Annotated in this window: 24 protein-coding genes, 1 tRNA gene and 1 other annotated feature; of the genes, 21 read left to right on the top strand and 4 right to left on the bottom strand. The window is 44.2% G+C overall.

Annotation, left to right across the window (positions count from 1 at the left end):
• Positions 1–30: 30 nt before the first annotated feature.
• Positions 31–1263, top strand: a complete 1233-nt coding sequence (locus tag NSS75_RS15330) for an aspartate kinase (RefSeq protein WP_339233683.1) — start codon at positions 31–33, stop codon at positions 1261–1263.
• A gap of 41 nt (positions 1264–1304) precedes the next feature.
• Here the strand turns inward: NSS75_RS15330 and NSS75_RS15325 are convergent, their stop codons facing one another.
• A complete protein-coding gene (locus NSS75_RS15325; protein WP_010335208.1) occupies positions 1305–1751 on the bottom strand; it encodes a YslB family protein in 447 nt (148 codons plus the stop codon).
• Positions 1752–2043: 292 nt separating this feature from the next.
• Here NSS75_RS15325 and sdhC point away from each other — a divergent pair, with 292 nt between their 5' ends.
• The 12 genes from sdhC (at position 2044) to NSS75_RS15265 (ending at position 10960) form a co-directional block, all read left to right on the top strand.
• On the top strand, positions 2044–2652 hold the full coding sequence (gene sdhC, locus NSS75_RS15320; protein WP_003237652.1) for a succinate dehydrogenase cytochrome B558: 609 nt from the start codon (positions 2044–2046) through the stop codon (positions 2650–2652).
• Between the two features lie 33 nt (positions 2653–2685).
• Positions 2686–4446 (top strand): succinate dehydrogenase flavoprotein subunit, encoded by a 1761-nt coding sequence (gene sdhA / locus NSS75_RS15315; RefSeq protein ID WP_024122398.1) that lies wholly within the window; start codon positions 2686–2688, stop codon positions 4444–4446.
• A 2-nt stretch (positions 4447–4448) separates the two neighbouring features.
• Positions 4449–5210 carry a succinate dehydrogenase iron-sulfur subunit gene (gene sdhB / locus NSS75_RS15310; RefSeq protein WP_024122397.1) on the top strand — a complete coding sequence of 254 codons (762 nt, stop codon included), beginning with the start codon at positions 4449–4451 and terminating at the stop codon, positions 5208–5210.
• A gap of 59 nt (positions 5211–5269) precedes the next feature.
• Positions 5270–5713 carry a thioesterase family protein gene (locus tag NSS75_RS15305; RefSeq protein ID WP_103671725.1) on the top strand — a complete coding sequence of 148 codons (444 nt, stop codon included), beginning with the start codon at positions 5270–5272 and terminating at the stop codon, positions 5711–5713.
• A gap of 115 nt (positions 5714–5828) precedes the next feature.
• The gene (gene gerE / locus NSS75_RS15300) at positions 5829–6053 is read left to right on the top strand and encodes a spore germination transcription factor GerE (protein WP_003184172.1); all 225 of its coding nucleotides are present in this window, start codon (positions 5829–5831) and stop codon (positions 6051–6053) included.
• A 239-nt stretch (positions 6054–6292) separates the two neighbouring features.
• Positions 6293–6733, top strand: a complete 441-nt coding sequence (locus NSS75_RS15295) for a MarR family transcriptional regulator (protein WP_003222521.1) — start codon at positions 6293–6295, stop codon at positions 6731–6733.
• Positions 6734–6740: 7 nt separating this feature from the next.
• Positions 6741–7559, top strand: a complete 819-nt coding sequence (gene racE, locus NSS75_RS15290) for a glutamate racemase (protein ID WP_081638350.1) — start codon at positions 6741–6743, stop codon at positions 7557–7559.
• Between the two features lie 115 nt (positions 7560–7674).
• Complete coding sequence (gerM, locus tag NSS75_RS15285; protein WP_029441379.1) at positions 7675–8775, top strand: spore germination protein GerM; 1101 nt, start codon at positions 7675–7677, stop codon at positions 8773–8775.
• A gap of 110 nt (positions 8776–8885) precedes the next feature.
• Positions 8886–9623 (top strand): ribonuclease PH, encoded by a 738-nt coding sequence (rph, locus tag NSS75_RS15280; RefSeq protein WP_216394368.1) that lies wholly within the window; start codon positions 8886–8888, stop codon positions 9621–9623.
• Between the two features lie 12 nt (positions 9624–9635).
• Positions 9636–10232 carry an XTP/dITP diphosphatase gene (locus NSS75_RS15275; RefSeq protein ID WP_101861323.1) on the top strand — a complete coding sequence of 199 codons (597 nt, stop codon included), beginning with the start codon at positions 9636–9638 and terminating at the stop codon, positions 10230–10232.
• 14 nt (positions 10233–10246) lie between these two features.
• Positions 10247–10756, top strand: coding sequence for a YfcE family phosphodiesterase (locus NSS75_RS15270; protein ID WP_024122391.1), 510 nt, complete (start codon positions 10247–10249; stop codon positions 10754–10756).
• 130 nt (positions 10757–10886) lie between these two features.
• Positions 10887–10960 (top strand) — tRNA-Arg (locus NSS75_RS15265).
• A 56-nt stretch (positions 10961–11016) separates the two neighbouring features.
• On the opposite strand, the gene NSS75_RS15260 is transcribed toward NSS75_RS15265, so the two are convergent.
• Positions 11017–11844, bottom strand: coding sequence for a YsnF/AvaK domain-containing protein (locus NSS75_RS15260; RefSeq protein ID WP_213417802.1), 828 nt, complete (start codon positions 11842–11844; stop codon positions 11017–11019).
• 217 nt (positions 11845–12061) lie between these two features.
• Here NSS75_RS15260 and NSS75_RS15255 point away from each other — a divergent pair, with 217 nt between their 5' ends.
• Positions 12062–13333 (top strand): DUF1668 domain-containing protein, encoded by a 1272-nt coding sequence (locus tag NSS75_RS15255; RefSeq protein WP_284559466.1) that lies wholly within the window; start codon positions 12062–12064, stop codon positions 13331–13333.
• A gap of 193 nt (positions 13334–13526) precedes the next feature.
• Here NSS75_RS15255 and NSS75_RS15250 read toward each other — a convergent pair whose 3' ends face one another.
• Positions 13527–13982 carry a GNAT family N-acetyltransferase gene (locus tag NSS75_RS15250; protein ID WP_339233668.1) on the bottom strand — a complete coding sequence of 152 codons (456 nt, stop codon included), beginning with the start codon at positions 13980–13982 and terminating at the stop codon, positions 13527–13529.
• A 170-nt stretch (positions 13983–14152) separates the two neighbouring features.
• Positions 14153–14479: an inner spore coat protein CotQ gene (gene cotQ, locus NSS75_RS15245; protein ID WP_024122387.1), complete on the bottom strand. Its 327-nt coding sequence runs from the start codon at positions 14477–14479 to the stop codon at positions 14153–14155.
• 448 nt (positions 14480–14927) lie between these two features.
• Positions 14928–15177, top strand: a binding site (T-box leader).
• Between the two features lie 121 nt (positions 15178–15298).
• Here cotQ and ilvB point away from each other — a divergent pair.
• Genes ilvB through leuD form a run of 7 tightly spaced genes read left to right on the top strand, consistent with a single transcriptional unit; the run spans position 15299 to position 23333 of the window.
• On the top strand, positions 15299–17023 hold the full coding sequence (gene ilvB / locus NSS75_RS15240) for an acetolactate synthase large subunit (RefSeq protein WP_101861318.1): 1725 nt from the start codon (positions 15299–15301) through the stop codon (positions 17021–17023).
• Positions 17020–17538, top strand: a complete 519-nt coding sequence (ilvN, locus tag NSS75_RS15235) for an acetolactate synthase small subunit (RefSeq protein WP_024122385.1) — start codon at positions 17020–17022, stop codon at positions 17536–17538. Before ilvB ends, ilvN begins: the two co-directional genes overlap by 4 nt.
• 23 nt (positions 17539–17561) lie before the next feature.
• Complete coding sequence (gene ilvC / locus NSS75_RS15230) at positions 17562–18590, top strand: ketol-acid reductoisomerase (protein ID WP_024122384.1); 1029 nt, start codon at positions 17562–17564, stop codon at positions 18588–18590.
• Positions 18577–20133, top strand: a complete 1557-nt coding sequence (locus NSS75_RS15225; protein WP_024122383.1) for a 2-isopropylmalate synthase — start codon at positions 18577–18579, stop codon at positions 20131–20133. Before ilvC ends, NSS75_RS15225 begins: the two co-directional genes overlap by 14 nt.
• A gap of 20 nt (positions 20134–20153) precedes the next feature.
• Positions 20154–21251, top strand: coding sequence for a 3-isopropylmalate dehydrogenase (gene leuB / locus NSS75_RS15220; protein ID WP_024122382.1), 1098 nt, complete (start codon positions 20154–20156; stop codon positions 21249–21251).
• 51 nt (positions 21252–21302) lie between these two features.
• Positions 21303–22721, top strand: a complete 1419-nt coding sequence (gene leuC, locus NSS75_RS15215; protein ID WP_095714280.1) for a 3-isopropylmalate dehydratase large subunit — start codon at positions 21303–21305, stop codon at positions 22719–22721.
• 12 nt (positions 22722–22733) lie between these two features.
• Complete coding sequence (leuD, locus tag NSS75_RS15210) at positions 22734–23333, top strand: 3-isopropylmalate dehydratase small subunit (protein ID WP_101861315.1); 600 nt, start codon at positions 22734–22736, stop codon at positions 23331–23333.
• The last annotated feature ends 51 nt before the right edge of the window (positions 23334–23384 follow it).

Genomic DNA, 23384 nt, shown 5'->3' with positions numbered 1-23384 from the left:
CACGAACCAAAATGTAAAGGGTGGTTATACATGGGTCTCATTGTACAAAAATTCGGTGGTACTTCCGTCGGCTCAGTCGAAAAAATTCAAAATGCAGCAAACCGCGTCATTGCGGAAAAACAGAAAGGCCATCAAGTCGTTGTTGTCGTATCAGCTATGGGGAAATCCACTGACGCATTGGTCAGCCTTGCAAAAGACATCACTGATCAGCCGAGCAAACGTGAAATGGATATGCTGCTGGCAACAGGCGAGCAGGTCACCATTTCCTTGCTTTCCATGGCGCTGCAGGAAAAAGGCTATGACGCCGTTTCCTATACAGGATGGCAGGCGGGGATCCGCACGGAGGCCGTCCATGGCAACGCCAGAATTACGGATATGAACACATCCGTCTTAGAAGGCCAGCTTCAGGAAGGAAAAGTCGTTGTTGTGGCAGGGTTTCAAGGCATGACAGACGACAGTGAAATCACGACATTGGGCAGAGGCGGTTCAGACACAACAGCAGTGGCTTTGGCTGCCGCATTAAAAGCGGATAAATGTGATATTTATACAGATGTGCCCGGCGTGTTTACAACCGATCCGCGCTACGTGAAATCAGCGAGAAAGCTTGCCGGCATCTCTTACGATGAAATGCTGGAGCTTGCCAATTTAGGCGCTGGAGTTCTTCATCCGAGAGCGGTTGAATTTGCGAAAAATCACCAAGTGCCGTTAGAAGTGCGTTCAAGTACAGAAACAGAAGCGGGAACATTAATTGAGGAGGAATCATCCATGGAGCAGAATCTTATCGTCAGAGGCATCGCGTTCGAAGATCAAATCACAAGGGTAACCATCTACGGGCTGACAAGCGGCCTGACCACTTTGTCTACTATTTTTACAACTCTTGCAAAAAGAAACATTAACGTGGATATCATTATTCAAACGCAGGCGGGAGACCATGAGACCGGAATTTCCTTCTCTGTTAAATCCGAAGACGCGGACCAGACTGTTGCCGTACTTGAAGAGTACAAAGATGCGCTGGAATTCGAAAAAATCGAGACAGAAAGCAAATTGGCCAAAGTATCCATTGTCGGATCAGGCATGGTATCAAACCCTGGTGTAGCGGCTGAAATGTTTGCTGTACTGGCGGAAAAAAACATATTAATCAAAATGGTCAGCACATCTGAAATCAAAGTTTCAACAGTAGTGAGCGAAAATGACATGGTAAAAGCGGTGGAAGCACTGCACGATGCATTCGAGCTCTCGAAACATCCTTCAGCTGTGTCATGACAACCAAAAAGGCGGGACTCATGCAGTCACCGCCTTTTTCATTAAACAGGGTCTTTCATATCCCATTTAACAGTCAGAACCACTTTATCGGCTCTCTTTTTTACTTGTTCGTATGATTCGGCAATCTGATCATTCATCAATTGAATTTGCTCGGCGATGAAGCCAGCTTCCAGCTGAAAGCAAGGTTCTTTCTGATATTTTAGCCGATTGGAAATGATCTGCCCTTCAAGCTCGAATTCTAGCTCCTGTTTCTTTGCGCTAACGTTTGTGAGGGTTCCCCAGCCTGCTTCTTCAAAGAAAGCCGGAAATTCTTCCCATGATTCAAGAGGAAACTTTCGGGCGAGATGTTTCCCTGCCCAATACATCATGGAAGAGTAATCTTGGCCAAGCATGTCTGGGAGAACAATCTCTCGTATCAGTTCATAGGCATAGGCGTTCATTTCAATTTCTTTTAGATTATGTATTGATGCTTCATATTTAGACTTCATATCTGTCTCCCCTCTCTCCTTCGTATATTATAGCCCAAACAGGGGGGAGGATTACAGAATGATCCTGTAATTCTCATGAAAAATTAAGAAAGAATTATATATTGATAAAATAAAATTTTTGAATCAACTAATCAATTCGGAAAATTAGAATTTATGTACGCGTTTTCTTGACGCCCTTTTGTGGTAGGAGTAAAATGAAATTGTCAATAAATCTTAATAAAGTGCTTACAATTGAAAGAAGTGGGGGAAGAGATTTAGCACATTTCGCACTTATCAAACAGGGGGTAAAGTAATGTCTGGGAACAGAGAGTTTTATTTTCGAAGATTGCATTCCTTGCTTGGCGTCATACCGGTCGGCATCTTTTTGATTCAGCATTTGGTCGTCAACCAGTTTGCCGCAAGGGGCGCGGAAGCATTCAATAATGCTGCTCATTTTATGGATAGTCTGCCTTTCAGGTATGCTCTGGAAATCTTTATTATCTTCTTACCTTTAATTTATCATGCAGTTTATGGTGTGTACATAGCGTTTACTGCGAAAAATAACGCAGGACAATATAGCTATATGCGAAACTGGCTCTTCGTCCTGCAGCGTGTAACCGGTATCATCACTCTCATTTTTGTGAGCTGGCATGTGTGGGAAACCCGCATTGCTGCACAGATGGGCGCTGAGGTCAATTTCGACATGATGGCGAATATCTTGAGCTCGCCGGCTATGCTGGGCTTTTACATTGTAGGTGTTTTATCGACAATTTTCCACTTCTCGAACGGTTTATGGTCTTTTGCTGTCACGTGGGGCATCACTGTAACGCCACGTTCTCAAAGAATTTCGACGTACGTTACGCTGATTATCTTTGTTGCACTGTCATACGTAGGCTTAAAAGCGATTTTTGCATTTGTATAAGAGTACTAGATTACTAGAGGGAGAGGGGCTATCATGAGTCAAACAAGCATTATTGTAGTCGGCGGGGGTCTTGCCGGCCTCATGGCGACAATCAAAGCAGCGGAATCAGGAATGGCGGTTAAGCTGTTTTCCATCGTTCCTGTGAAACGTTCTCATTCGGTTTGTGCCCAAGGCGGCATCAACGGAGCAGTCAATACAAAAGGGGAAGGCGACTCTCCGTGGGAACATTTTGACGATACTGTATACGGGGGAGACTTTCTTGCCAATCAGCCGCCGGTTAAGGCGATGTGTGAAGCGGCGCCATCAATCATCCACTTATTAGACCGGATGGGCGTCATGTTTAACCGGACGCCTGAGGGGCTGCTTGATTTCCGCCGATTTGGGGGTACACAGCACCACAGAACAGCTTATGCAGGTGCGACGACTGGCCAGCAGCTGCTTTATGCTTTGGACGAGCAAGTGCGCAGATACGAGGTTGCCGGTCTGGTCACAAAATACGAAGGCTGGGAATTCCTTGGCGCTATATTAGATGATGACAGAACCTGCCGCGGAATTGTCGCGCAAAACCTGACAAACATGCAAATTGAATCCTTCCGTTCTGACGCTGTCATTATGGCGACAGGCGGACCGGGAATCATTTTCGGTAAATCCACAAACTCCATGATTAATACAGGGTCTGCTGCATCGATCGTTTATCAGCAGGGAGCGTATTATGCAAATGGAGAATTCATTCAAATCCACCCGACAGCTATACCGGGGGATGATAAATTAAGGCTGATGAGTGAATCGGCGCGCGGTGAAGGCGGACGTGTGTGGACATACAAAGACGGTAAGCCGTGGTATTTCCTTGAGGAAAAATATCCCGCATATGGAAACTTGGTGCCGCGTGATATTGCAACACGCGAAATATTTGATGTGTGTGTGAATCAGAAACTCGGCATCAACGGCGAGAACATGGTGTATCTCGATCTGTCTCATAAAGATCCAAAAGAGCTTGATATTAAGCTCGGCGGCATCATTGAAATTTATGAGAAGTTTATGGGAGACGACCCGCGTAAACTTCCGATGAAAATCTTCCCTGCGGTTCATTATTCAATGGGCGGCTTATGGGTAGATTACGATCAAATGACAAATATCCCGGGACTGTTTGCCGCTGGAGAATGTGATTACTCCATGCACGGCGGCAACCGCTTGGGAGCAAACTCCCTGCTCTCCGCGATTTACGGAGGAATGGTAGCCGGACCGAATGCGGTTAAATATGTAAACGGCTTAGAATCTTCTGCAGAGGATATGTCTTCATCGATATTCGATGCCCACGTGAAAAAAGAAGAAGAAAAATGGGCTGAGATCATGAATATGGACGGAAACGAAAATGCGTACGTCCTCCATAGAGAGCTCGGGGAATGGATGACGGCGAATGTGACGGTTGTCCGCCATAACGACAAGCTGTTGAAAACAGATGACAAAATTCAGGAGCTAATGGAGCGGTATAAAAAGATTAACATCAATGACACGACAAAATGGAGCAACCAGGGAGCTATGTTTACACGCCAGCTTTCAAACATGCTTCAGCTTGCCAGGGTGATTACACTGGGTGCTTACAACCGTAATGAAAGCAGGGGCGCCCATTATAAACCGGATTTCCCTGAGCGTAATGACGATGAATGGCTCAAAACAACAATGGCTAAACATGTAAGCCCGTATGAAGCGCCTGAGTTTGAGTATCAGGATGTCGACGTATCACTGATAACGCCTCGGAAACGGGATTACTCGAAGAAGAAGGTGGCGAAATAATCATGAGTGAGAAAAAGACCATACGATTTATTATCACACGTCAAGATACACCCGACAGCACGCCTTACGATGAAGAATTTGAAATACCATACCGCCCGAACCTGAACGTCATTTCCGCTTTAATGGAAATCCGCCGGAATCCGGTTAACGTGAAAGGTGAAAAGACAACTCCTGTCACATGGGATATGAACTGTCTTGAAGAAGTATGCGGCGCATGTTCAATGGTTATAAACGGAAAGCCCCGCCAGTCTTGTACGGCGCTTGTTGACCAGCTTGAACAGCCGATCCGCTTAAAACCGATGAAAACATTCCCGGTCGTGCGTGATCTGCAGGTTGACCGCAGCAGAATGTTTAATTCTCTGAAAAAAGTAAAAGCGTGGATACCGATCGACGGCACGTACGATTTAGGACCGGGACCGAGAATGCCGGAAAAACGCCGCCAGTGGGCATATGAATTATCAAAATGCATGACGTGCGGTGTCTGCCTGGAAGCCTGCCCGAATGTAAACAGCAAATCGAAATTCATGGGTCCGGCTCCAATGTCTCAGGTCCGTCTGTTTAACGCCCATCCGACAGGAGCCATGAACAAATCCGACCGGCTGGAAGCGCTGATGGATGAAGGAGGCCTTGCAGATTGCGGCAACTCGCAAAACTGCGTTCAATCCTGTCCGAAAGGCATTCCGCTTACCACTTCTATCGCTGCCTTAAACAGGGATACAAACTTACAAGCATTCCGCAATTTCTTCGGAAGCGACAGAGTATAAGATGAAAAAAACCTCTTCCGCATGGGAGAGGTTTTTTTAACAATAAGGAGATGAGTGAAATGAAGCTTCCTGCTTACATTGACATGCCGTTTCAAAAATGGAAAGAATCCTTTTCTTTTTTTAATGAAGTATCTGTACGATTTTCTGAAACAGATATGTTTGGGCATATGAATAATGTAATCCCTTTCATCTATTTTGAAGAAGCGAGGATATCTTATTTTAAAAATCTGAATATGATGAAACAACATAAGCAAACCATGACAGTCGTCGCCAGTCAGCAATGTGATTATCTGCGCCAAGTTATGCCTTATGAAGACTTGCGTATTTATGTGAAAACAAGCGCTGTCGGCAGTTCATCCCTCACCTTGCATTACCTCGGAGAAAATAGCGTAGGGGAGCCTTGCTTCACCGGAGCCGTTGTCATGGTTCAAGTGTCAAAGGAAAGCGGAAAGGCTGTCAGCTGGACAAATGAGGAGAAAGAAAAGCTTCTCCATACACCATAAACTAATTCTTCTGTAAACGTCACCTCCTGCGCCCTCCTGACATATGATATCTTGACTATATCAAAACCCATTCGTTTCAGATTCGCTCTCACCTTAGCAAGGAGGGTTACAATACTTGAAGGAGAAAGAATTTCAATCGAAGCCGCTGCTAACGAAAAGAGAAAGAGAAGTGTTCGAATTGCTCGTTCAAGATAAGACAACAAAGGAGATTGCAAGCGAGCTATTTATCAGTGAGAAAACCGTTCGAAACCATATTTCAAATGCCATGCAGAAATTAGGTGTGAAAGGGCGTTCGCAAGCCGTTGTTGAGCTTCTTAGAATGGGTGAGCTAGAGCTTTAATCCTTGCCGGTATTCCTTCTTTTCAGGAGGGAGCCGGTTATTGCTGTTTGTTTGAAAAGTTCCAAATTCCTATATTAAACTTTAATGATACGATATAAAACGAGATTTTCAATTTGCTTTCATTTGCCTAATGTCCCTCTATTTCTCGTCCCGCGAGTCTTGCATTTTCTTTAAAAAAGAAGGAAAATAGACACGGAACGCTTTTGTGCGTAAGAGATCCTTGAGTGAGGGATGGACAAATGACATCAAAACCTTTGGAGCATGTTGCGGACATTGAAAAGTCGCTCCGCCACATTGCCGCGATCATTAAACAAAAAGGAAGAGAAATCCTAAACCAATACGCGATCACGCCGCCGCAATTTGTCGGTCTGCAATGGCTTTATGAATTAGGAGACATGACAATCGGCGAACTATCGGGGAAAATGTATCTGGCATGCAGCACGACGACGGATCTCATCGACCGTATGCAAAAAAATGAGCTTGTCGAGCGGGTAAAGGATCCGGCGGACAGACGTGTCGTCAGGATACACCTTCTGCCTGAAGGAGAACGCATTATCCAAGAGGTCATTACAAAAAGGCAGGAATACCTGCGTGATATGTTCGAAACGTTTACAGATGAAGAAATAGCCATCTTCGAAAAATCATTGATGAAACTGCAGCATGAAATGAAGAGAAAATGAGGCGATTTTGTTGGAACAACCAATAGGAGTCATTGATTCCGGGGTTGGCGGGTTAACCGTTGCAAAGGAAATCATGAGACAGCTACCAAAAGAAAATATAATCTACGTAGGAGATACAAAACGGTGTCCGTACGGGCCGCGTCCTGAAGAAGAAGTGCTTCAATACACGCGGGAGCTGACAAATTATTTGTTGAAAAACCACCACATTAAGATGCTGGTGATCGCCTGCAACACCGCGACAGCAATTGCACTGGAAGACATCCAGCGCGACGTTGATATTCCGGTGGTCGGGGTGATCCAGCCTGGTGCGCGGGCAGCGATAAAAGTGACAGAAAATCAGCATATCGGTGTAATCGGCACAGAAAACACCATTAAGAGCAATGCTTATGAAGAAGCCCTTCTGGCATTAAATGCCGAACTGAAGGTCGAAAATCTTGCCTGTCCGCTGCTTGTGCCGTTTGTGGAAAGCGGAAAGTTTCTGGACAAAACAGCAGACGAGATTGTCAAAACATCATTATCTCCATTAAAAGATACATCGATTGACTCGCTGATTTTAGGCTGCACCCATTATCCTATTTTAAAAGACGCAATTCAAAGATATATGGGAGAGCATGTGAATATTATTTCGTCAGGCGATGAAACAGCCCGGGAAGTGAGTACGATTCTATCGTATAAAGGACTGCTGAATCAATCTCCGTTTACCCCAGATCATCAATTCCTGACTACAGGAGAACGGGATCAGTTTGCGAAAATAGCAGATGACTGGTTTGGCCATGAAGTAGGTCACGTAGAATGCATCTCTTTGCGAGAACCAATTAGAAGATAGTTTTGCCCCGCAACGGCGTGTTGCGGGTTTTTTCTGTTTTTAATGGAATTCATCGGTCTATTTCCCGCAGAGGCTCGTATACATAGTAGTACAAACAGCCTTAGGAGGGAAAAGTATGCTGAAAAAAGGACCTGCAGTCATTGGTGCCACTTGTCTCACCTCTGCCTTGCTTTTATCCGGGTGCGGTTTATTTCAATCCGATAAGACAGCTGAGGAAATCGATCCGCCTCAAGACGTTACATACGTAAATGATGAAGCGGGGACCGATTCAAATACAACAGCAGCCGAAAAAACAAAAAATGAAAAAAGTGATACCGAAAAAGCGAATCAGGACTCTTCTACAGTGATGAGGGAGCTTTATCTCATTGATAAAAACGGTTATGTCGTTGCGCAAACGATGCCTCTTCCGAAAAGTGAAGGAACGGCTAAGCAGGCGCTTGAATACCTTGTGCAGGGCGGGCCTGTGTCAGAGATTCTGCCGAATGGCTTCAGAGCCGTTTTGCCGGCTGACACAACTGTTAACGTAGACATCAAAAAAGATGGCACTGCTATAGCGGACTTCTCGAAAGAATTTAAAAACTATAAGAAGGAAGATGAACAGAAAATCGTCCAATCGGTGACGTGGACGCTGACTCAATTCAGTTCAATTGATAAAGTGAAGCTGAGAATCAACGGCCATGAACTGAAGGAGATGCCTGTAGGCGGCACGCCGATCTCAGACGATTTAAGCCGTAAGGACGGGATTAATTTGGAAACTGCCGGCGTCAATGATCTCACAGCTACACATCCGCTGACAGTCTATTATTTAGCGGAAAACGATGACAGTGAATATTACGTGCCGGTAACGAAACGAATTGACAATTCCAAAACAGACGACATTACAGCGGCTATTAATGAACTGGCTGAGGGCCCGAGCAAGGCGAGCGGCCTGTTGACGGATTTCAGCGAAGATGTGAAGCTGGTCAGTAAGCCGAAAATCAAAGATGGACGTGTAACGTTAGATTTTAATCAATCGATTTTCGGAAGCGCCGATGAAAAAACGAAAATGATTTCTTCAGAAGTGCTCAACAGCATTGTGCTGACTTTAACAGAGCAGCCGGATGTAAAAAGCGTATCTGTTAAAGTGAACGGAAAAGCCGAGCTTGTGAACGAAAAAGGCGAAAAACTTTCAGAAGCGGTATCCAGACCATCTCAAGTGAATACAGGTAGTTTTTAAATTGGGATTTTTGATATACTAGAAAGAAAGAGGTTAGCGTTCCGGCTGCCTCTTTCTTTATTCAATTCCGGGACAAAAATGGTTTATGTACATACAATCGGAGGTAAAACATGAGACATGACGGAAGACAACATGATGAGCTGCGTCCAATCACATTTGATTTGGACTTTATCAGCCATCCGGAAGGGTCTGTTCTAATAACAGCGGGGAATACAAAAGTAATCTGCAACGCATCTGTAGAGGATCGCGTACCGCCGTTTTTGCGGGGCGGAGGCAAAGGGTGGATTACAGCTGAGTACAGCATGCTGCCGCGGGCAACAAACCAAAGAACAATCAGAGAATCTTCCAAAGGGAAAATTTCCGGCAGAACAATGGAAATTCAGCGTTTGATCGGCCGCGCGCTTCGGGCAGTCGTTGATTTAGAGAAACTGGGCGAACGTACGATTTGGATTGACTGTGATGTCATTCAGGCGGACGGAGGAACAAGAACGGCTTCCATTACCGGAGCATTTCTTGCCATGGCGATTGCGGTTGGCAAGCTTCTCAAAGCAGGAACGCTTAAAACAAACCCGCTCACTGATTACCTGGCAGCGATCTCTGTCGGAATTGATAAAGAGCAGGGAATTTTGTTAGATTTAAATTATGAAGAAGATTCTGCTGCTGAAGTTGATATGAATGTCATCATGACAGGCAGCGGCCGCTTTGTGGAGCTTCAGGGAACAGGGGAAGAGGCAACCTTTTCACGTGAGGATCTGAATGGGCTTCTCGGTCTTGCAGAAAAAGGCATTCAGGAACTGATTGACAAGCAAAAAGAAGTACTGGGCGATTCTCTTCCAGAACTGAAATAATGACAGAAAGGCTTGATCATCATGAAAGAAGCAATTATTGCAACTCACAATCCGGGAAAAGTGAAGGAATTTAAAGAAATCCTTGAGCCGAAAGGGTACGAGGTAAAATCATTAGCTGAAATCGGGTTTACAGATGAAATTGAAGAGACAGGCCATACGTTTGAAGAAAATGCGATTCTAAAAGCGGAAGCGGTGGCGAAAGCAGTGAACAAAATGGTGATTGCAGACGACTCCGGCTTGTCCGTTGATAATTTAGGAGGCCGTCCCGGCGTCTATTCAGCACGTTATGCAGGGGAACAGAAAGATGACCAGGCGAATATCGATAAAGTGCTGAGTGAGCTGAAAGGCATCGAAAAAGAGCAGCGTACGGCCCGTTTTCGCTGCGCGCTTGCCGTGAGTATTCCGGGAGAGGAAACAAAAACTGTTGAGGGGCATGTTGAAGGGTATATTGCCGAGGAGCCGAAAGGTGAATACGGCTTTGGCTATGACCCGATCTTTATCGTCAAAGATAAAGATAAGACAATGGCAGAGCTGACAAGTGATGAAAAAAATAAAATCAGCCACAGGGCTGACGCACTTAAAAAGCTGTCGAAGCTGTTGGAGGCATAAGGGGGAGCGTATATATGAACGTGCTGATTATCAGTGACAGCCATGGGCTTGAAGAAGAACTCCAAACCATCGCGAAACGTCATGAAGCGGATGTTGATCTCATGATTCATTGCGGAGACTCTGAGCTTGAAACCGGCCATCCGGCGTTAGAGCCTTATTCCGTTGTAAAAGGCAATTGTGATTTTATCGGCGATTTTAAGGACGAGCTCCTGCTGACGGCCGGTTCCAAAAAAATATTGGTTACGCACGGACACCTTCATGGTATTAAACAGACCTTATTAAACGTATACTATCGTGCAGAGGAGCTCGGAGCGGATATCATTTGCTTCGGGCATTCACACATCGCAGGAAGCGAAATGCTGCGCGGAAAACTGCTGATTAATCCCGGCAGCATCCGCCTTCCAAGAGTGCGCAGCACAGAAAGCTATGCTATACTGTCTTTAGAAAATGATACAGCAACAGTGCGTTTTTATAACCAAGCAGGCGATGAAATCATTGATTTGCAACACCGGGTAACCCTATGAAATATCACATGAGGAAGAAAATTTTCTTCCTCATGAAAAAAATTCTAAAAAACCGTTGACTTATCATTGCAACCCATATATAATAAATCTTGTCGCTGATAGTTAAAGCGAAAACAAAAAAACAAAACGTGTCCCAGTAGCTCAGCTGGATAGAGCAACGGCCTTCTAAGCCGTCGGTCGGGAGTTCGAATCTCTCCTGGGACGTACCAAGAAAAAACCTCAAATCTTAAAGGATTTGAGGTTTTTGTTTATGATGATTTTTATTTGTTATTTAACGTATCATCATCCAGATCGCGGACATTTCCTTCTTTATTCAGTCGCGGTTCTTCTTTTTTCACAGTTTCGGAAATATGTTCGTTTTCTTCGACAGTCCGTTTTCCGACAACCACTTCATCCGTAACAACTGGTTTTTTTGTCACTTCGAGCTTTTCCTCAACGATAGGAACTCTGACCGTTTCTGAGTCATTTACGGGAGAAGCGTCTGCCGTGTTTTCATCCACCGGACGGCGTTCAACGTAAATTTCATCATGTCTTACCGGAATGTCGATATCTCTTTGTTCTGTTTTGACTTCTTTTCCGATTTCCACTTCTCCGGTTTGGATATCTTCTTTATCCACTTTCAGCTGTTCTTCTCGAAGCGGCAGGGTCTTTTCTTCTTTTGTTGTATAATCCACTGTCTCATTTGCATTTGCAAAGCCGCCTGAAAGGGCATTGCCGTTATCAATAGGCGTATCTAAGTCTGCGTCTGTATCAACGGCTACGAGAAGCTTTCCGTCATCCAGGTCCTCTTGGTACTTGTCTATTTCGTCATTTGAGATATCCAGATCTGATAATGCTTTGCTGTGTGCGCCTGTATCATCCATTGTGAAATAATCTTTCAGTTTATCGAAAAAGGATTCAGAATCACTATCATTTGCTTCAAGGGCTTGATTTACTTCTGTCCCTGTACGAGATTCGAGATAATCGGTATCCCGGCGATTTGTGACAACAGAAATATCGTCAGAATCATACCCCTTTGTTAGTAAGCCTTCAATCACTGCAATGGTTTCTTGTGGAGTTTCGTATACACCAACTACACTTTTTGTCATATTAATCTCCTCCTTTATGAATTTGCATTATATCGTTCATGTCGTTTGTAATTCCCGCTGCTCTTTAAAATAAACAAGATTGAAAACATCCGAGTTTTTTAGAGTAAACTCGGATTATAATTTCCTGAAAAATGAATATACAGGAAAAGATATGAAAAAATTCGTAGTCTTGCCGATATTTGTTATGTGAAACAATTAAATAAAGGAGTGTTTTCTTTTGAAAAAATGGTTCGTTGTTTGTTTCTTATTCGTGATTACGCTGTTTCAATCGCTCCAAACAGTTAGCGCGGAAACAGTTGAATGGAAAGAAAGAGCAGATTTGCCTGAGCCGCGTGTCGGCGCAAGCAGCGGTGTAGTAGATGGAAAGATATATGTGATAGGTGGCGGAACAGTAAAATCAGGTACTTATGGAAATCAAACGTTTGTCTACGATCCTAAAACAAATGAATGGACAAAAAAAGCAGACATGCCCACGGAGAGGGGAGGAGCTGCGACTGTTACAGTTGACGGTAAAATTTATGTCATGGGTGGAAGGTCAAACGATGGAGTTGTCAAGACAGTAGAAGTATATGATCCAAAAAAAGATACGTGGGAAAAATCGGATGATCTCCCCTTTGAAAATAAGGTTTCACCTTATAGGATTTATGCAGAAGCTATTGGAAAGAAAATATATGTTGTAGCCTATGAGAATTCTCGCTATGCAACGACTTACAGTTATGATCTCGAAACCAAAAAATGGGATAAGAAACAGAAGTTAAATTATGAAGTAGTAACTGGGGGTTCTACAGCAGTAATTGATAATAAACTATATATCCTTGGCGGCACGCATTACATTCCCCAAATCGTTTATGTTTATGATCCAGAAAAAGACACATGGGCAGAAAATGGTAAAGGATTCAAAGCAGGATATTATTCTGCGCTTGCTTATAAAGGAAAAATTCTGATGACTGGAGGTGTAAGCCGAATTAGAGTGTACGATCCTAAAAGTCAATCAGTTACAGCAGTGACAAATCCGAAAGCATTATACAGAATGGCGCATTCTTCTGCCATTATTGATGATACGCTTTACGTAATTGGTGGAAGAGAAGAAAACTCCAGTTTTGGTGGGAGTTTTGGTGATAATGCAAATTCTAACATTAAATCAGTTATATCTATTTCGTTAAAAGATTTAAACATACCATCCGATTCAGAGGAAACTCCGAGAGATAAGGATGAAGGATCAACAACAACACCTTCTGAGGATAATTCAGCAGAAGACGGAGACGCCCTCCTTGTTGTCACCATGGTAAACGGTTTGCAAAAAGAGTACCAGCTGTCCATGAAAGAAGTGAACGGTTTCCTCAAATGGTATAAGCAGCGTGATGCTGGAGAGGGACCGGGCTTTTATGAAATTGATGAGCATGACAACAACAAAGGGCCTTTTGAAAGTAAAAAGGATTATGTTGTGTTTAAAAATATTTTGATGTATGAAGTGAATAAATATAAATAATAATTCAATCATCCAGTACAATGCTGGATGGTTTTTTTGTGTGATAAGCAATCGAGAAAGTTGTCTGCAGAAGGAAAAAACGTAGCAGATTGCTAATGTAAAATGCTGCCTAGATAGCAGAAGGTGAATTGTAACCACAAAAAAAGATAGATAAGACAGAAACATAATCCCGCACTTATCTATCCTTTATATTTCACAATTCCTTTGTCATAAACACGCTGTTCGGATCTTCTATATAGTCTGCAAACGGCTGGCAATACCGAAAACCGAAGCTTTCATAAAGTTTTCTTGCCGGCTCGAAAGAAGTCATTGACCCCGTTTCCAAACTCAATCGCTGATAGCCGCGCCGCTTGGCTTCTACTATAAGGTGCTGAAGAACCTTGCTGGCAACGCCCTTTCTTAAATGGGAAGAAGAGGTTCGCATCGACTTAATTTCTCCATGCCGGCTGTCCAGTTCCTTAAGTGCTCCGCAGCCGGCTAATTCATTGTCGTCCCAAGCGCTCCAAAATGTAATCTCAGGTTTTTTCAGCCTTTCTATGTCCAGGGCATGAATACTTTCAGCCGGAGACATGAGAGTCATGCTATGTAAATGCTCACTCACTAATTCGATCACTTGATGTCCGGTCAAATCATCTACTTTAATATGCAAAATGAATTCCTCCTCAAAAACCGTAACTCTGAACATACTTATCATTTATCTTAAAATATATCCTTTTTGCTTCCAAATAGTAAGATAGGAAACCTCACAGTCTATTAACTTTATTAAAGATGAATAAATTAACAAGTGCCGAACATAGATGTTCGGCACCTCATGATATTTTAATATCGAAATCCTCCGTGTACTCCAGATGCTCCGCCGAATCCTCCGGCGTGCGTTGCGGGAATACTGAAACCGCCGCCATGGCCGCTATAGCCGGCACCTGAAAATTGCTGCCCGTAAAATCCTGAAGCATATGGAAATGAGGAGTACATAGCAGAGGGGGTGCTTAGCGGGCTGTATGCCTGGCTGTACGGCTGTCCGTATCCAAAGCCTCCAAATGGCTGATGGCCTTGCTGATAAAAGCTGGGAGCTGCCGGATAAAATGGCTGGGGAAAGTTTGGAAAACCCCCGGGAAATCCTTGGATGTCTGCAAATGATTTATTCATCGTATCACCTTTTCTTTGCAAGATAACACCAGTGTATGACGAAAAATAATGAAAGAGCCTATCCGAACTGAAATCGTTTTTTTGCGAGAAGATCTTTCATATAGACGTTTCATCGAAACAATAACACGTCATATTATGTGACATATTTATATGAAATTGAAAAATTCGAGTGTAAACTTGATAGATTAATAAAAAAATTACAAAAACTTTTATCTTTTGAAATTCCTTATATACCAATAATGAAAGCGTATACAGTATAGTTTGATTAATCTAAATTGTCTAATAATTTTAAAAAATGCTGTTGACACTGCGTCCAAAGCGGCGTAATATGAGTTCAACAAAAGATAAACGCAAGTTTCACAAGCACAAATGATTGCAATATGATTCTGAAAAATAAAAAACAAACGATCTTCTTGGACGGCAGAATAGATGTTCAAGAGACTGAATATGAAAAGCGCAGATGAGGATAAGTAGCCTTGAAAAAGCTTTCCACAGAGAACCGGATTAGCTGAGAACCGGCGAAGCTTTACAAGGTGAACTCGCCTCAGAGTGCCAGTCTGAAATCACAGTAGGACTTGGCCGGGTGAACGATGATGTTTACTCGTTATTAAAACGGATAGGAATATCCATGAGACGGCCGCATGAAAGGCCGTAAACAAGGGTGGTACCGCGGAAAGAAGAGCCTTTTCGCCCCTTTTGGCTATCGCATTCAATGCGCGGCTGATTGTGGGCGGAAGGGCTTTTTTTATTGAATAATCAGCTATAAAGCTAATAAATGATGATCTTTAGAGGATGAAAATCCAAAAGGAGGAACTAAAAATGGGGACTAATGTACAGGTGGATTCAGCATCTGCCAAATGTACACAGACGATGAGCGGAGCGTTAATGCTGATTGAATCATTAAAGAAAGAAAAAGTAGAAATGATATTCGGCTATCCGGGCGGAGCTGTACTTCCGATCTACGATAAGCTGTACAATTCGGGAATGGTACATATCCTTCCCCGGCACGAGCAAGGCGCCATTCATGCAGCAGAAGGATACGCGAGAGTTTCTGGAAAACCAGGGGTCGTTATTGCGACATCAGGCCCGGGAGCGACAAACCTTGTTACTGGACTTGCGGATGCCATGATTGATTCACTGCCTTTAGTCGTCTTTACAGGGCAGGTGGCAACCTCCGTTATCGGCAGCGATGCTTTTCAGGAAGCGGACATTTTGGGAATTACAATGCCGGTTACAAAACACAGCTATCAGGTCCGCCAGCCGGAAGATCTGCCGCGCATCATTAAAGAAGCATTCCATATTGCGACAACGGGAAGACCGGGACCTGTACTAATCGATATTCCGAAAGATGTTGCAACAATTGAAGGAGAATTCAGTTATGATCACGAGATGAATCTCCCGGGATATCAGCCGACAACGGAGCCGAATTATTTGCAGATCCGCAAGCTTGTGGAAGCCGTAAGCAGCGCAAAGAAACCGGTTATCCTAGCGGGTGCGGGCGTATTGCACGGAAAAGCGTCAGAAGAATTAAAAAATTATGCCGAGCAGCAGCAAATTCCAGTTGTGCACACGCTTTTAGGACTTGGGGGTTTCCCGGCAGACCATCCGCTTTTCTTGGGGATGGCGGGTATGCACGGCACTTATACAGCGAACATGGCCCTTCATGACTGTGATCTTTTAATCAGTATCGGCGCCCGTTTTGATGACCGCGTCACAGGAAACCTGAAACATTTTGCGAGAAACGCAAAGATTGCCCACATTGATATTGATCCGGCTGAAATCGGAAAAATCATGAAAACACAGATTCCGGTTGTCGGCGACAGCAAAGTTGTCCTGCAAGAGCTGATCAAACAAAACGGCAAACAAGGCGATTCAAGCGAATGGAAAAAACAGCTTGCCGAGTGGAAAGAAGAGTATCCGCTCTGGTATGTAGACAATGAAGAAGAAGGCTTTAAACCTCAAAAACTGATTGAATACATTCATCAATTTACAAAAGGGGAAGCCATTGTCGCAACGGATGTCGGCCAGCATCAAATGTGGTCAGCGCAATTTTATCCGTTTCAAAAGGCAGATAAATGGGTGACATCAGGCGGTCTTGGAACAATGGGTTTCGGCCTTCCGGCAGCGATCGGCGCACAGCTGGCCGATAAAGATGCAACCGTGGTGGCGGTGCTTGGAGACGGCGGTTTTCAAATGACGCTACAGGAACTTGATGTTATTCGCGAATTGAATCTGCCGGTTAAAGTTGTGATCTTAAATAACGCTTGTCTCGGAATGGTAAGACAGTGGCAGGAGATTTTCTATGAAGAGCGTTATTCAGAGTCTAAATTCGCTTCACAGCCGGACTTTGTCAAATTGTCAGAAGCATACGGCATTAAAGGCATCAGAATCTCCTCTGATGCAGAAGCGAAGGAAAAGCTGGAAGAGGCATTGACATCAAAAGAACCGGTTGTCATTGACGTTCGGGTCGCCAGCGAAGAAAAAGTATTCCCGATGGTGGCTCCGGGGAAAGGGCTGCATGAAATGGTGGGGGTGAAACCTTGAAAAGAATTATCACATTGACTGTGGTGAACCGCTCCGGCGTGTTAAACCGGATCACCGGTCTATTTACAAAAAGACACTACAACATTGAAAGCATTACAGTTGGACACACAGAAACAAGCGGTGTTTCCAGAATTACCTTTGTCGTTCACGTTGAAGGAGAAAATGATGTTGAACAGCTGACAAAACAGCTTAACAAACAAATTGATGTACTGAAAGTCACTGACATCACAAATCAATCAATTGTCCAAAGGGAGCTGGCCTTAATCAAGGTCGTTTCCGCACCGTCAACGAGGACAGAGATTCACGGAATGATAGAGCCGTTCAGAGCTTCTGTCGTTGATGTCAGTAGAGACAGCATCGTTGTACAGGTGACTGGCGAATCTAACAAAATTGAAGCGCTGATTGAATTACTAAAACCGTATGGAATCAAAGAAATTGCGAGAACAGGTACAACGGCTTTTGCGAGGGGCACTCAGCAAAAGTCGTCATCCAATAAAACAATATCTATTGTATAAAACAAAACAAGGGAGAGATTGAAATGGTAAAAGTATATTATAACGGTGATATCAAAGAGAACGTATTGGCTGGAAAAACAGTAGCGATTATCGGTTATGGCTCACAAGGGCATGCACACGCGCTGAACCTGAAAGAAAGCGGAATTGACGTGATTGTCGGTGTCAGACAAGGAAAATCTTTCACTCAGGCGCAAGAAGACGGACATCGAGTATTTTCAGTAAAAGAAGCTGCGGCTCAAGCTGAGATCATTATGGTTCTTCTTCCGGATGAACAGCAGCAAAAAGTATATGAAGCTGAAATCAAAGATGAGCTGACTGCAGGCAAATCATTGGTCTTCGCTCACGGATTTAACGTTCATTTCCACCAAATTGTTCCACCGGCAGATGTTGACGTATTTTTGGTAGCGCCTAAAGGTCCTGGACATTTGGTTAGAAGAACATATGAGCAAGGAGCAGGCGTACCGGCCTTGTTCGCGATCTATCAAGATGTGACAGGTGAAGCGAAAGATAAAGCTTTGGCATACGCAAAAGGAATCGGCGGAGCAAGAGCAGGCGTTTTGGAAACGACATTTAAAGAAGAAACAGAAACGGATCTGTTCGGTGAGCAAGCTGTACTTTGCGGAGGATTAACTTCCCTTGTAAAAGCTGGATTTGAAACATTAACTGAAGCTGGTTATCAGCCGGAACTTGCATACTTTGAATGTCTTCATGAGCTGAAATTGATCGTTGACCTTATGTATGAAGAAGGCTTGGAAGGCATGAGATACTCTATTTCTGATACTGCTCAATGGGGAGATTTCGTATCCGGGCCGCGTGTTGTAGACGCAAAAGTAAAAGAATCAATGAAAGAAGTCTTAAAAGACATCCAAGACGGAACATTTGCAAAAGAATGGATCGTAGAAAACCAAGTAAACCGTCCTCGTTTCAACGCAATCAATACGAGCGAAAACGAACATCAAATCGAAGTGGTGGGAAGAAAGCTTCGTGAAATGATGCCGTTTGTCAAACAAGGCAAGAAGAAGGAAGCGGTGGTCTCCGTTGCGCAAAATTAATTTTTTCGATACGACGCTTCGTGATGGTGAACAATCCCCTGGAGTAAACTTAAATACACAGGAGAAACTTGCCATAGCAAAGCAGCTCGAAAGACTCGGGGCAGATATCATTGAAGCGGGATTTCCCGCTTCGTCCCGAGGTGACTTTTTAGCTGTGCAGGAAATCGCAAGAACCATAAAAAATTGTTCTGTGACAGGTCTTGCCCGCTGTGTAAAAGGTGATATTGATGCGGCCTGGGAAGCGTTAAAAGACGGTGCTCAGCCAAGAATTCACGTATTCATTGCCACATCGGACATTCATTTAAAACACAAGCTGAAAATGACGCGTGAACAGGTCATCGAAAGAGCCGTTGAAATGGTGAAATACGCAAAAGAGCGTTTCCCGATTGTTCAATGGTCTGCTGAAGATGCCTGCCGAACTGAACTGCCGTTTTTAGCGGAAATCGTAGAAAAAGTGATTGACGCAGGGGCTAGTGTTATCAACCTTCCGGATACAGTCGGCTATTTGGCTCCGGCAGAATACGGGAATATCTTTAAATATATGAAAGAGAACGTTCCAAACATTCATCAAGCGAAGCTGTCAGCCCATTGCCACGATGATTTGGGAATGGCGGTCGCCAATTCTCTCTCAGCGATCGAAAATGGCGCTGATCAAATTGAATGTGCGATTAACGGAATAGGTGAAAGAGCCGGAAATGCTGCATTAGAGGAAATTGCAGTTGCCCTTCATATCAGAAAAGATTTCTATCAAGTCGAAACAGGCATTACGCTAAATGAAATAAAACGCACTAGTGATTTAGTAAGCAAGTTCACAGGTATGGCTGTTCCGCGAAATAAAGCGGTAGTGGGCGACAACGCATTTGCTCATGAATCAGGCATCCACCAGGACGGCTTCTTAAAGGAAAAATCAACATATGAAATTATTTCACCAGAGCTTGTCGGTGTAACGGCAGATGCGCTTGTCCTAGGCAAGCATTCAGGACGCCATGCATTTAAAGACCGGCTGACTGCATTGGGATTCCAATTTGATAGTGAAGAGATTAATAAGTTCTTTACGATGTTTAAAGAGTTAACTGAGAAGAAAAAAGAAATCACTGATGAGGATCTTGTCTCTCTTATTTTAGAAGAAAAAGTAACAGACCGCAAGATTGGGTATGAATTTCTTTCTCTGCAAGTCCATTATGGAACATCTCAGGTCCCTACGGCTACGGTTTCTTTGAAAAATCAAGAAAACGCCCAGCTTATTCAGGAAGCGGCAACAGGAGCCGGAAGCGTGGAAGCGATATACAATACCCTTGAACGCTGTATTGATAAAGATGTGGAGCTCTTAGACTACCGCATTCAGTCCAATAGAAAAGGCGAAGACGCATTTGCCCAGGTTTATGTAAGAGTAGTAGTAAACGGAAAAGAATCAGCAGGGCGGGGCATAGCGCAAGACGTATTAGAAGCTTCGGCGAAAGCCTATCTGAACGCAGTCAACCGTCAATTGGTTTTCCAGTCTAATATGAACGGACTGCAAAACCATACAGCTGTCGGATCATAAAAGAAAGGAGAACGGTTAATTTGAAGAAACGGATTGCTCTATTGCCCGGAGACGGGATCGGCCCCGAAGTATTAGAATCAGCGACAGACGTGCTGAAAAGTGTTGCCGAACGCTTCAGCCATGAATTTGAATTTGAATACGGCCTTATTGGAGGAGCGGCAATTGACGAACACAACGACCCTCTCCCAGAGGAAACCATTGCGATTTGTAAAAAGGCTGATGCTATTTTGCTTGGTGCTGTCGGCGGCCCGAAATGGGATCAAAACCCTTCGGAGCTGAGACCCGAAAAAGGTCTGCTCAGCATTAGAAAACAGCTTGACCTGTTTGCGAATTTACGGCCTGTGAAAGTGTTTGAAAGCCTTTCTGACGCTTCGCCTTTGAAAAAAGAATATATTGATAACGTTGATTTCGTTATCGTTCGTGAACTGACAGGCGGTTTGTATTTCGGCCAGCCGAGCAAACGCTATGTAAACAGTGAAGGTGAGCAAGAAGCGGTAGACACACTGTTTTATAAGAGGGAAGAAATTGAACGCGTGATCAGAGAGGGCTTTAAAATGGCGGCTGCCAGAAAAGGCAAGGTTACCTCTGTTGATAAAGCGAACGTTCTTGAATCAAGCAGGCTGTGGCGGGAAGTGGCTGAAGACGTCGCAAAAGACTATCCTGATGTGAAACTTGAGCATATGCTCGTTGATAACGCGGCTATGCAGCTGATTTATGCACCGAATCAATTTGATGTCGTGGTGACTGAAAATATGTTTGGTGACATTTTAAGCGACGAAGCGTCCATGCTAACAGGTTCTCTCGGAATGCTTCCGTCAGCCAGCTTATCAAGCTCAGGACTCCATCTGTTCGAGCCTGTACACGGCTCAGCACCTGACATAGCAGGGAAAGGGATGGCAAATCCATTCGCGGCTATATTATCAGCGGCAATGCTTTTGAGAACATCTTTCGGGCTTGAAGAAGAAGCGAAAGCTGTAGAAGATGCAGTCAATCAGGTTCTTACTTCCGGAAAAAGAACAAGAGACTTGGCAAGAGGCGAAGAATACAGCAGCACTCAGGCCATTACAGAGGAAGTAAAGACGGCATTGATGAGTGAAAATACAATTTCTAACGTGTGACAGCTTATGGTGTAAGCGGTCTTAGTTCATAGGTAGAGGGAGGAAATAAAGATGATGCCTCGAACGATCATCGAAAAGATTTGGGATCAGCATATTGTAAAACATGGTGAGGGAAAACCGGATCTTCTCTATATTGATTTGCATCTCATCCATGAAGTGACATCCCCTCAGGCATTTGAAGGGTTGAGACAAAAGGGAAGAAAGGTCAGAAGACCGCAAAATACATTCGCAACGATGGATCACAACATTCCAACCGTCAATCGCTTTGAGATAACGGACGAAGTTGCGAAACGCCAAGTGACAGCGCTTGAGCGGAACTGCGAAGAGTTTGGCGTACGCCTTGCCGATCTTCACAGCGTAGATCAGGGGATTGTCCATGTAGTCGGGCCCGAGCTTGGCTTAACGCTTCCGGGAAAAACGATCGTATGCGGCGACAGCCATACTTCCACTCACGGTGCATTCGGCGCCCTGGCATTTGGAATCGGAACGAGTGAGGTTGAGCATGTTCTTTCTACACAGACACTCTGGCAGCAGCGTCCGAAAACGCTTGAGGTGCGTGTAGACGGGACACTGCAAAAAGGGGTAACGGCAAAGGATGTCATTCTTGCTGTTATCGGTAAATACGGCGTGAAATTCGGCACCGGTTACGTTATTGAATACACTGGGGAAGTATTCAGAAACATGACGATGGATGAGCGGATGACCGTTTGCAACATGTCAATTGAAGCCGGAGCAAGAGCAGGTTTGATTGCGCCTGACGAAGTGACATTTGAATATTGCAAAAACCGCAAGTATACGCCAAAAGGAGAAGAATTTGATAAAGCCGTAGCAGAATGGAAAGCACTTCGCACTGATCCAGGCGCTGTTTACGATAAATCAATTGTGCTTGACGGCAATGAAATTTCTCCTATGGTGACATGGGGTATCAACCCGGGAATGGTTCTTCCTATCGATTCTGAAGTTCCGGCGCCGGAAAGCTTTTCAGCGGAAGATGACAAAAAAGAAGCGATTCGCGCTTATGAATATATGGGGCTGACTCCTCATCAGAAAATTGAAGACATCAAAGTGGAGCACGTATTTATCGGTTCCTGTACAAATTCACGCATGACTGACCTCCGCCAGGCTGCCGATATGATCAAAGGAAAAAAGGTGGCTGAAAGTGTTAGAGCAATCGTCGTGCCTGGATCTCAGAGCGTAAAACTTCAGGCTGAAAAGGAAGGGCTTCATCAGATCTTCTTAGACGCTGGATTTGAGTGGAGAGAATCAGGCTGCAGCATGTGTTTGAGCATGAATAATGACGTTGTTCCTGAAGGAGAGCGCTGTGCGTCAACCTCTAACCGCAACTTTGAGGGCAGACAAGGAAAAGGCGCGAAAACACATCTCGTCAGCCCTGCGATGGCTGCGATGGCCGCCATTCACGGCCATTTCGTGGATGTCAGAAAGTTTTATCAGGAAAAAACAGTTGTGTAAGGAGTGCACGAGATGGAACCTTTGAAAACACATACGGGGAAAGCGGCCGTATTAAATCGTATTAATGTCGATACAGACCAGATCATTCCGAAACAATTTCTAAAGAGAATTGAAAGAACGGGCTACGGCCGTTTTGCATTCTTTGACTGGAGATACGATGCGAATGGCGAACCAAACCCGGAATTTGAATTAAACCAGCCGGCTTATGAAGGGGCGTCCATTTTAATAGCGGGAGAAAACTTCGGCTGCGGGTCATCGCGTGAACACGCTCCGTGGGCGCTTGATGACTACGGCTTTAAAATCATTATCGCACCGTCATTTGCTGATATTTTCCACCAAAACTGCTTTAAAAACGGTATGCTGCCGATTCGCATGCCGTATGACAATTGGAAAAAGCTTGTCGGACAATACGAAAATCAGTCACTGCAAATGACAGTCGATCTTGAAAATCAGCTTATTCACGACAGCGAAAGCAATCAGATCTCATTCGAAGTCGATCCGCATTGGAAAGAAATGCTGATCAACGGCTATGATGAAATTTCATTAACGCTTTTACTTGAAGATGAAATTAAGCAATTTGAGTCGCAGAGAAGCTCTTGGCTTCAAGCTTAAAAAAAGCTGCCCGGCAATTTGTCCGGCAGCTTTTTTTGCCTGGCAGAACCT

Origin of the sequence: Bacillus sp. FSL K6-1012 (assembly GCF_037964915.1) — a bacterium.
Taxonomy (GTDB): domain Bacteria; phylum Bacillota; class Bacilli; order Bacillales; family Bacillaceae; genus Bacillus; species Bacillus halotolerans.
The sequence above is the reverse complement of the archived record's forward strand: the minus strand, read 5'-3'. Positions and strand labels throughout refer to the sequence as shown.

What these genes read in the sequence shown, in the direction of transcription:
- NSS75_RS15330 (WP_339233683.1), top strand. Translation starts at nt 31, where the DNA reads ATGGGTCTCATTGTACAAAAATTCGGTGGTACTTCCGTCGGCTCAGTC.
- NSS75_RS15325 (WP_010335208.1), bottom strand. Translation starts at nt 1,751, where the DNA reads ATGAAGTCTAAATATGAAGCATCAATACATAATCTAAAAGAAATTGAA.
- sdhC (WP_003237652.1), top strand. Translation starts at nt 2,044, where the DNA reads ATGTCTGGGAACAGAGAGTTTTATTTTCGAAGATTGCATTCCTTGCTT.
- sdhA (WP_024122398.1), top strand. Translation starts at nt 2,686, where the DNA reads ATGAGTCAAACAAGCATTATTGTAGTCGGCGGGGGTCTTGCCGGCCTC.
- sdhB (WP_024122397.1), top strand. Translation starts at nt 4,449, where the DNA reads ATGAGTGAGAAAAAGACCATACGATTTATTATCACACGTCAAGATACA.
- NSS75_RS15305 (WP_103671725.1), top strand. Translation starts at nt 5,270, where the DNA reads ATGAAGCTTCCTGCTTACATTGACATGCCGTTTCAAAAATGGAAAGAA.
- NSS75_RS15295 (WP_003222521.1), top strand. Translation starts at nt 6,293, where the DNA reads ATGACATCAAAACCTTTGGAGCATGTTGCGGACATTGAAAAGTCGCTC.
- gerM (WP_029441379.1), top strand. Translation starts at nt 7,675, where the DNA reads ATGCTGAAAAAAGGACCTGCAGTCATTGGTGCCACTTGTCTCACCTCT.
- rph (WP_216394368.1), top strand. Translation starts at nt 8,886, where the DNA reads ATGAGACATGACGGAAGACAACATGATGAGCTGCGTCCAATCACATTT.
- NSS75_RS15270 (WP_024122391.1), top strand. Translation starts at nt 10,247, where the DNA reads ATGAACGTGCTGATTATCAGTGACAGCCATGGGCTTGAAGAAGAACTC.
- NSS75_RS15260 (WP_213417802.1), bottom strand. Translation starts at nt 11,844, where the DNA reads ATGACAAAAAGTGTAGTTGGTGTATACGAAACTCCACAAGAAACCATT.
- cotQ (WP_024122387.1), bottom strand. Translation starts at nt 14,479, where the DNA reads ATGAATAAATCATTTGCAGACATCCAAGGATTTCCCGGGGGTTTTCCA.
- ilvB (WP_101861318.1), top strand. Translation starts at nt 15,299, where the DNA reads ATGGGGACTAATGTACAGGTGGATTCAGCATCTGCCAAATGTACACAG.
- ilvC (WP_024122384.1), top strand. Translation starts at nt 17,562, where the DNA reads ATGGTAAAAGTATATTATAACGGTGATATCAAAGAGAACGTATTGGCT.
- leuC (WP_095714280.1), top strand. Translation starts at nt 21,303, where the DNA reads ATGATGCCTCGAACGATCATCGAAAAGATTTGGGATCAGCATATTGTA.
- leuD (WP_101861315.1), top strand. Translation starts at nt 22,734, where the DNA reads ATGGAACCTTTGAAAACACATACGGGGAAAGCGGCCGTATTAAATCGT.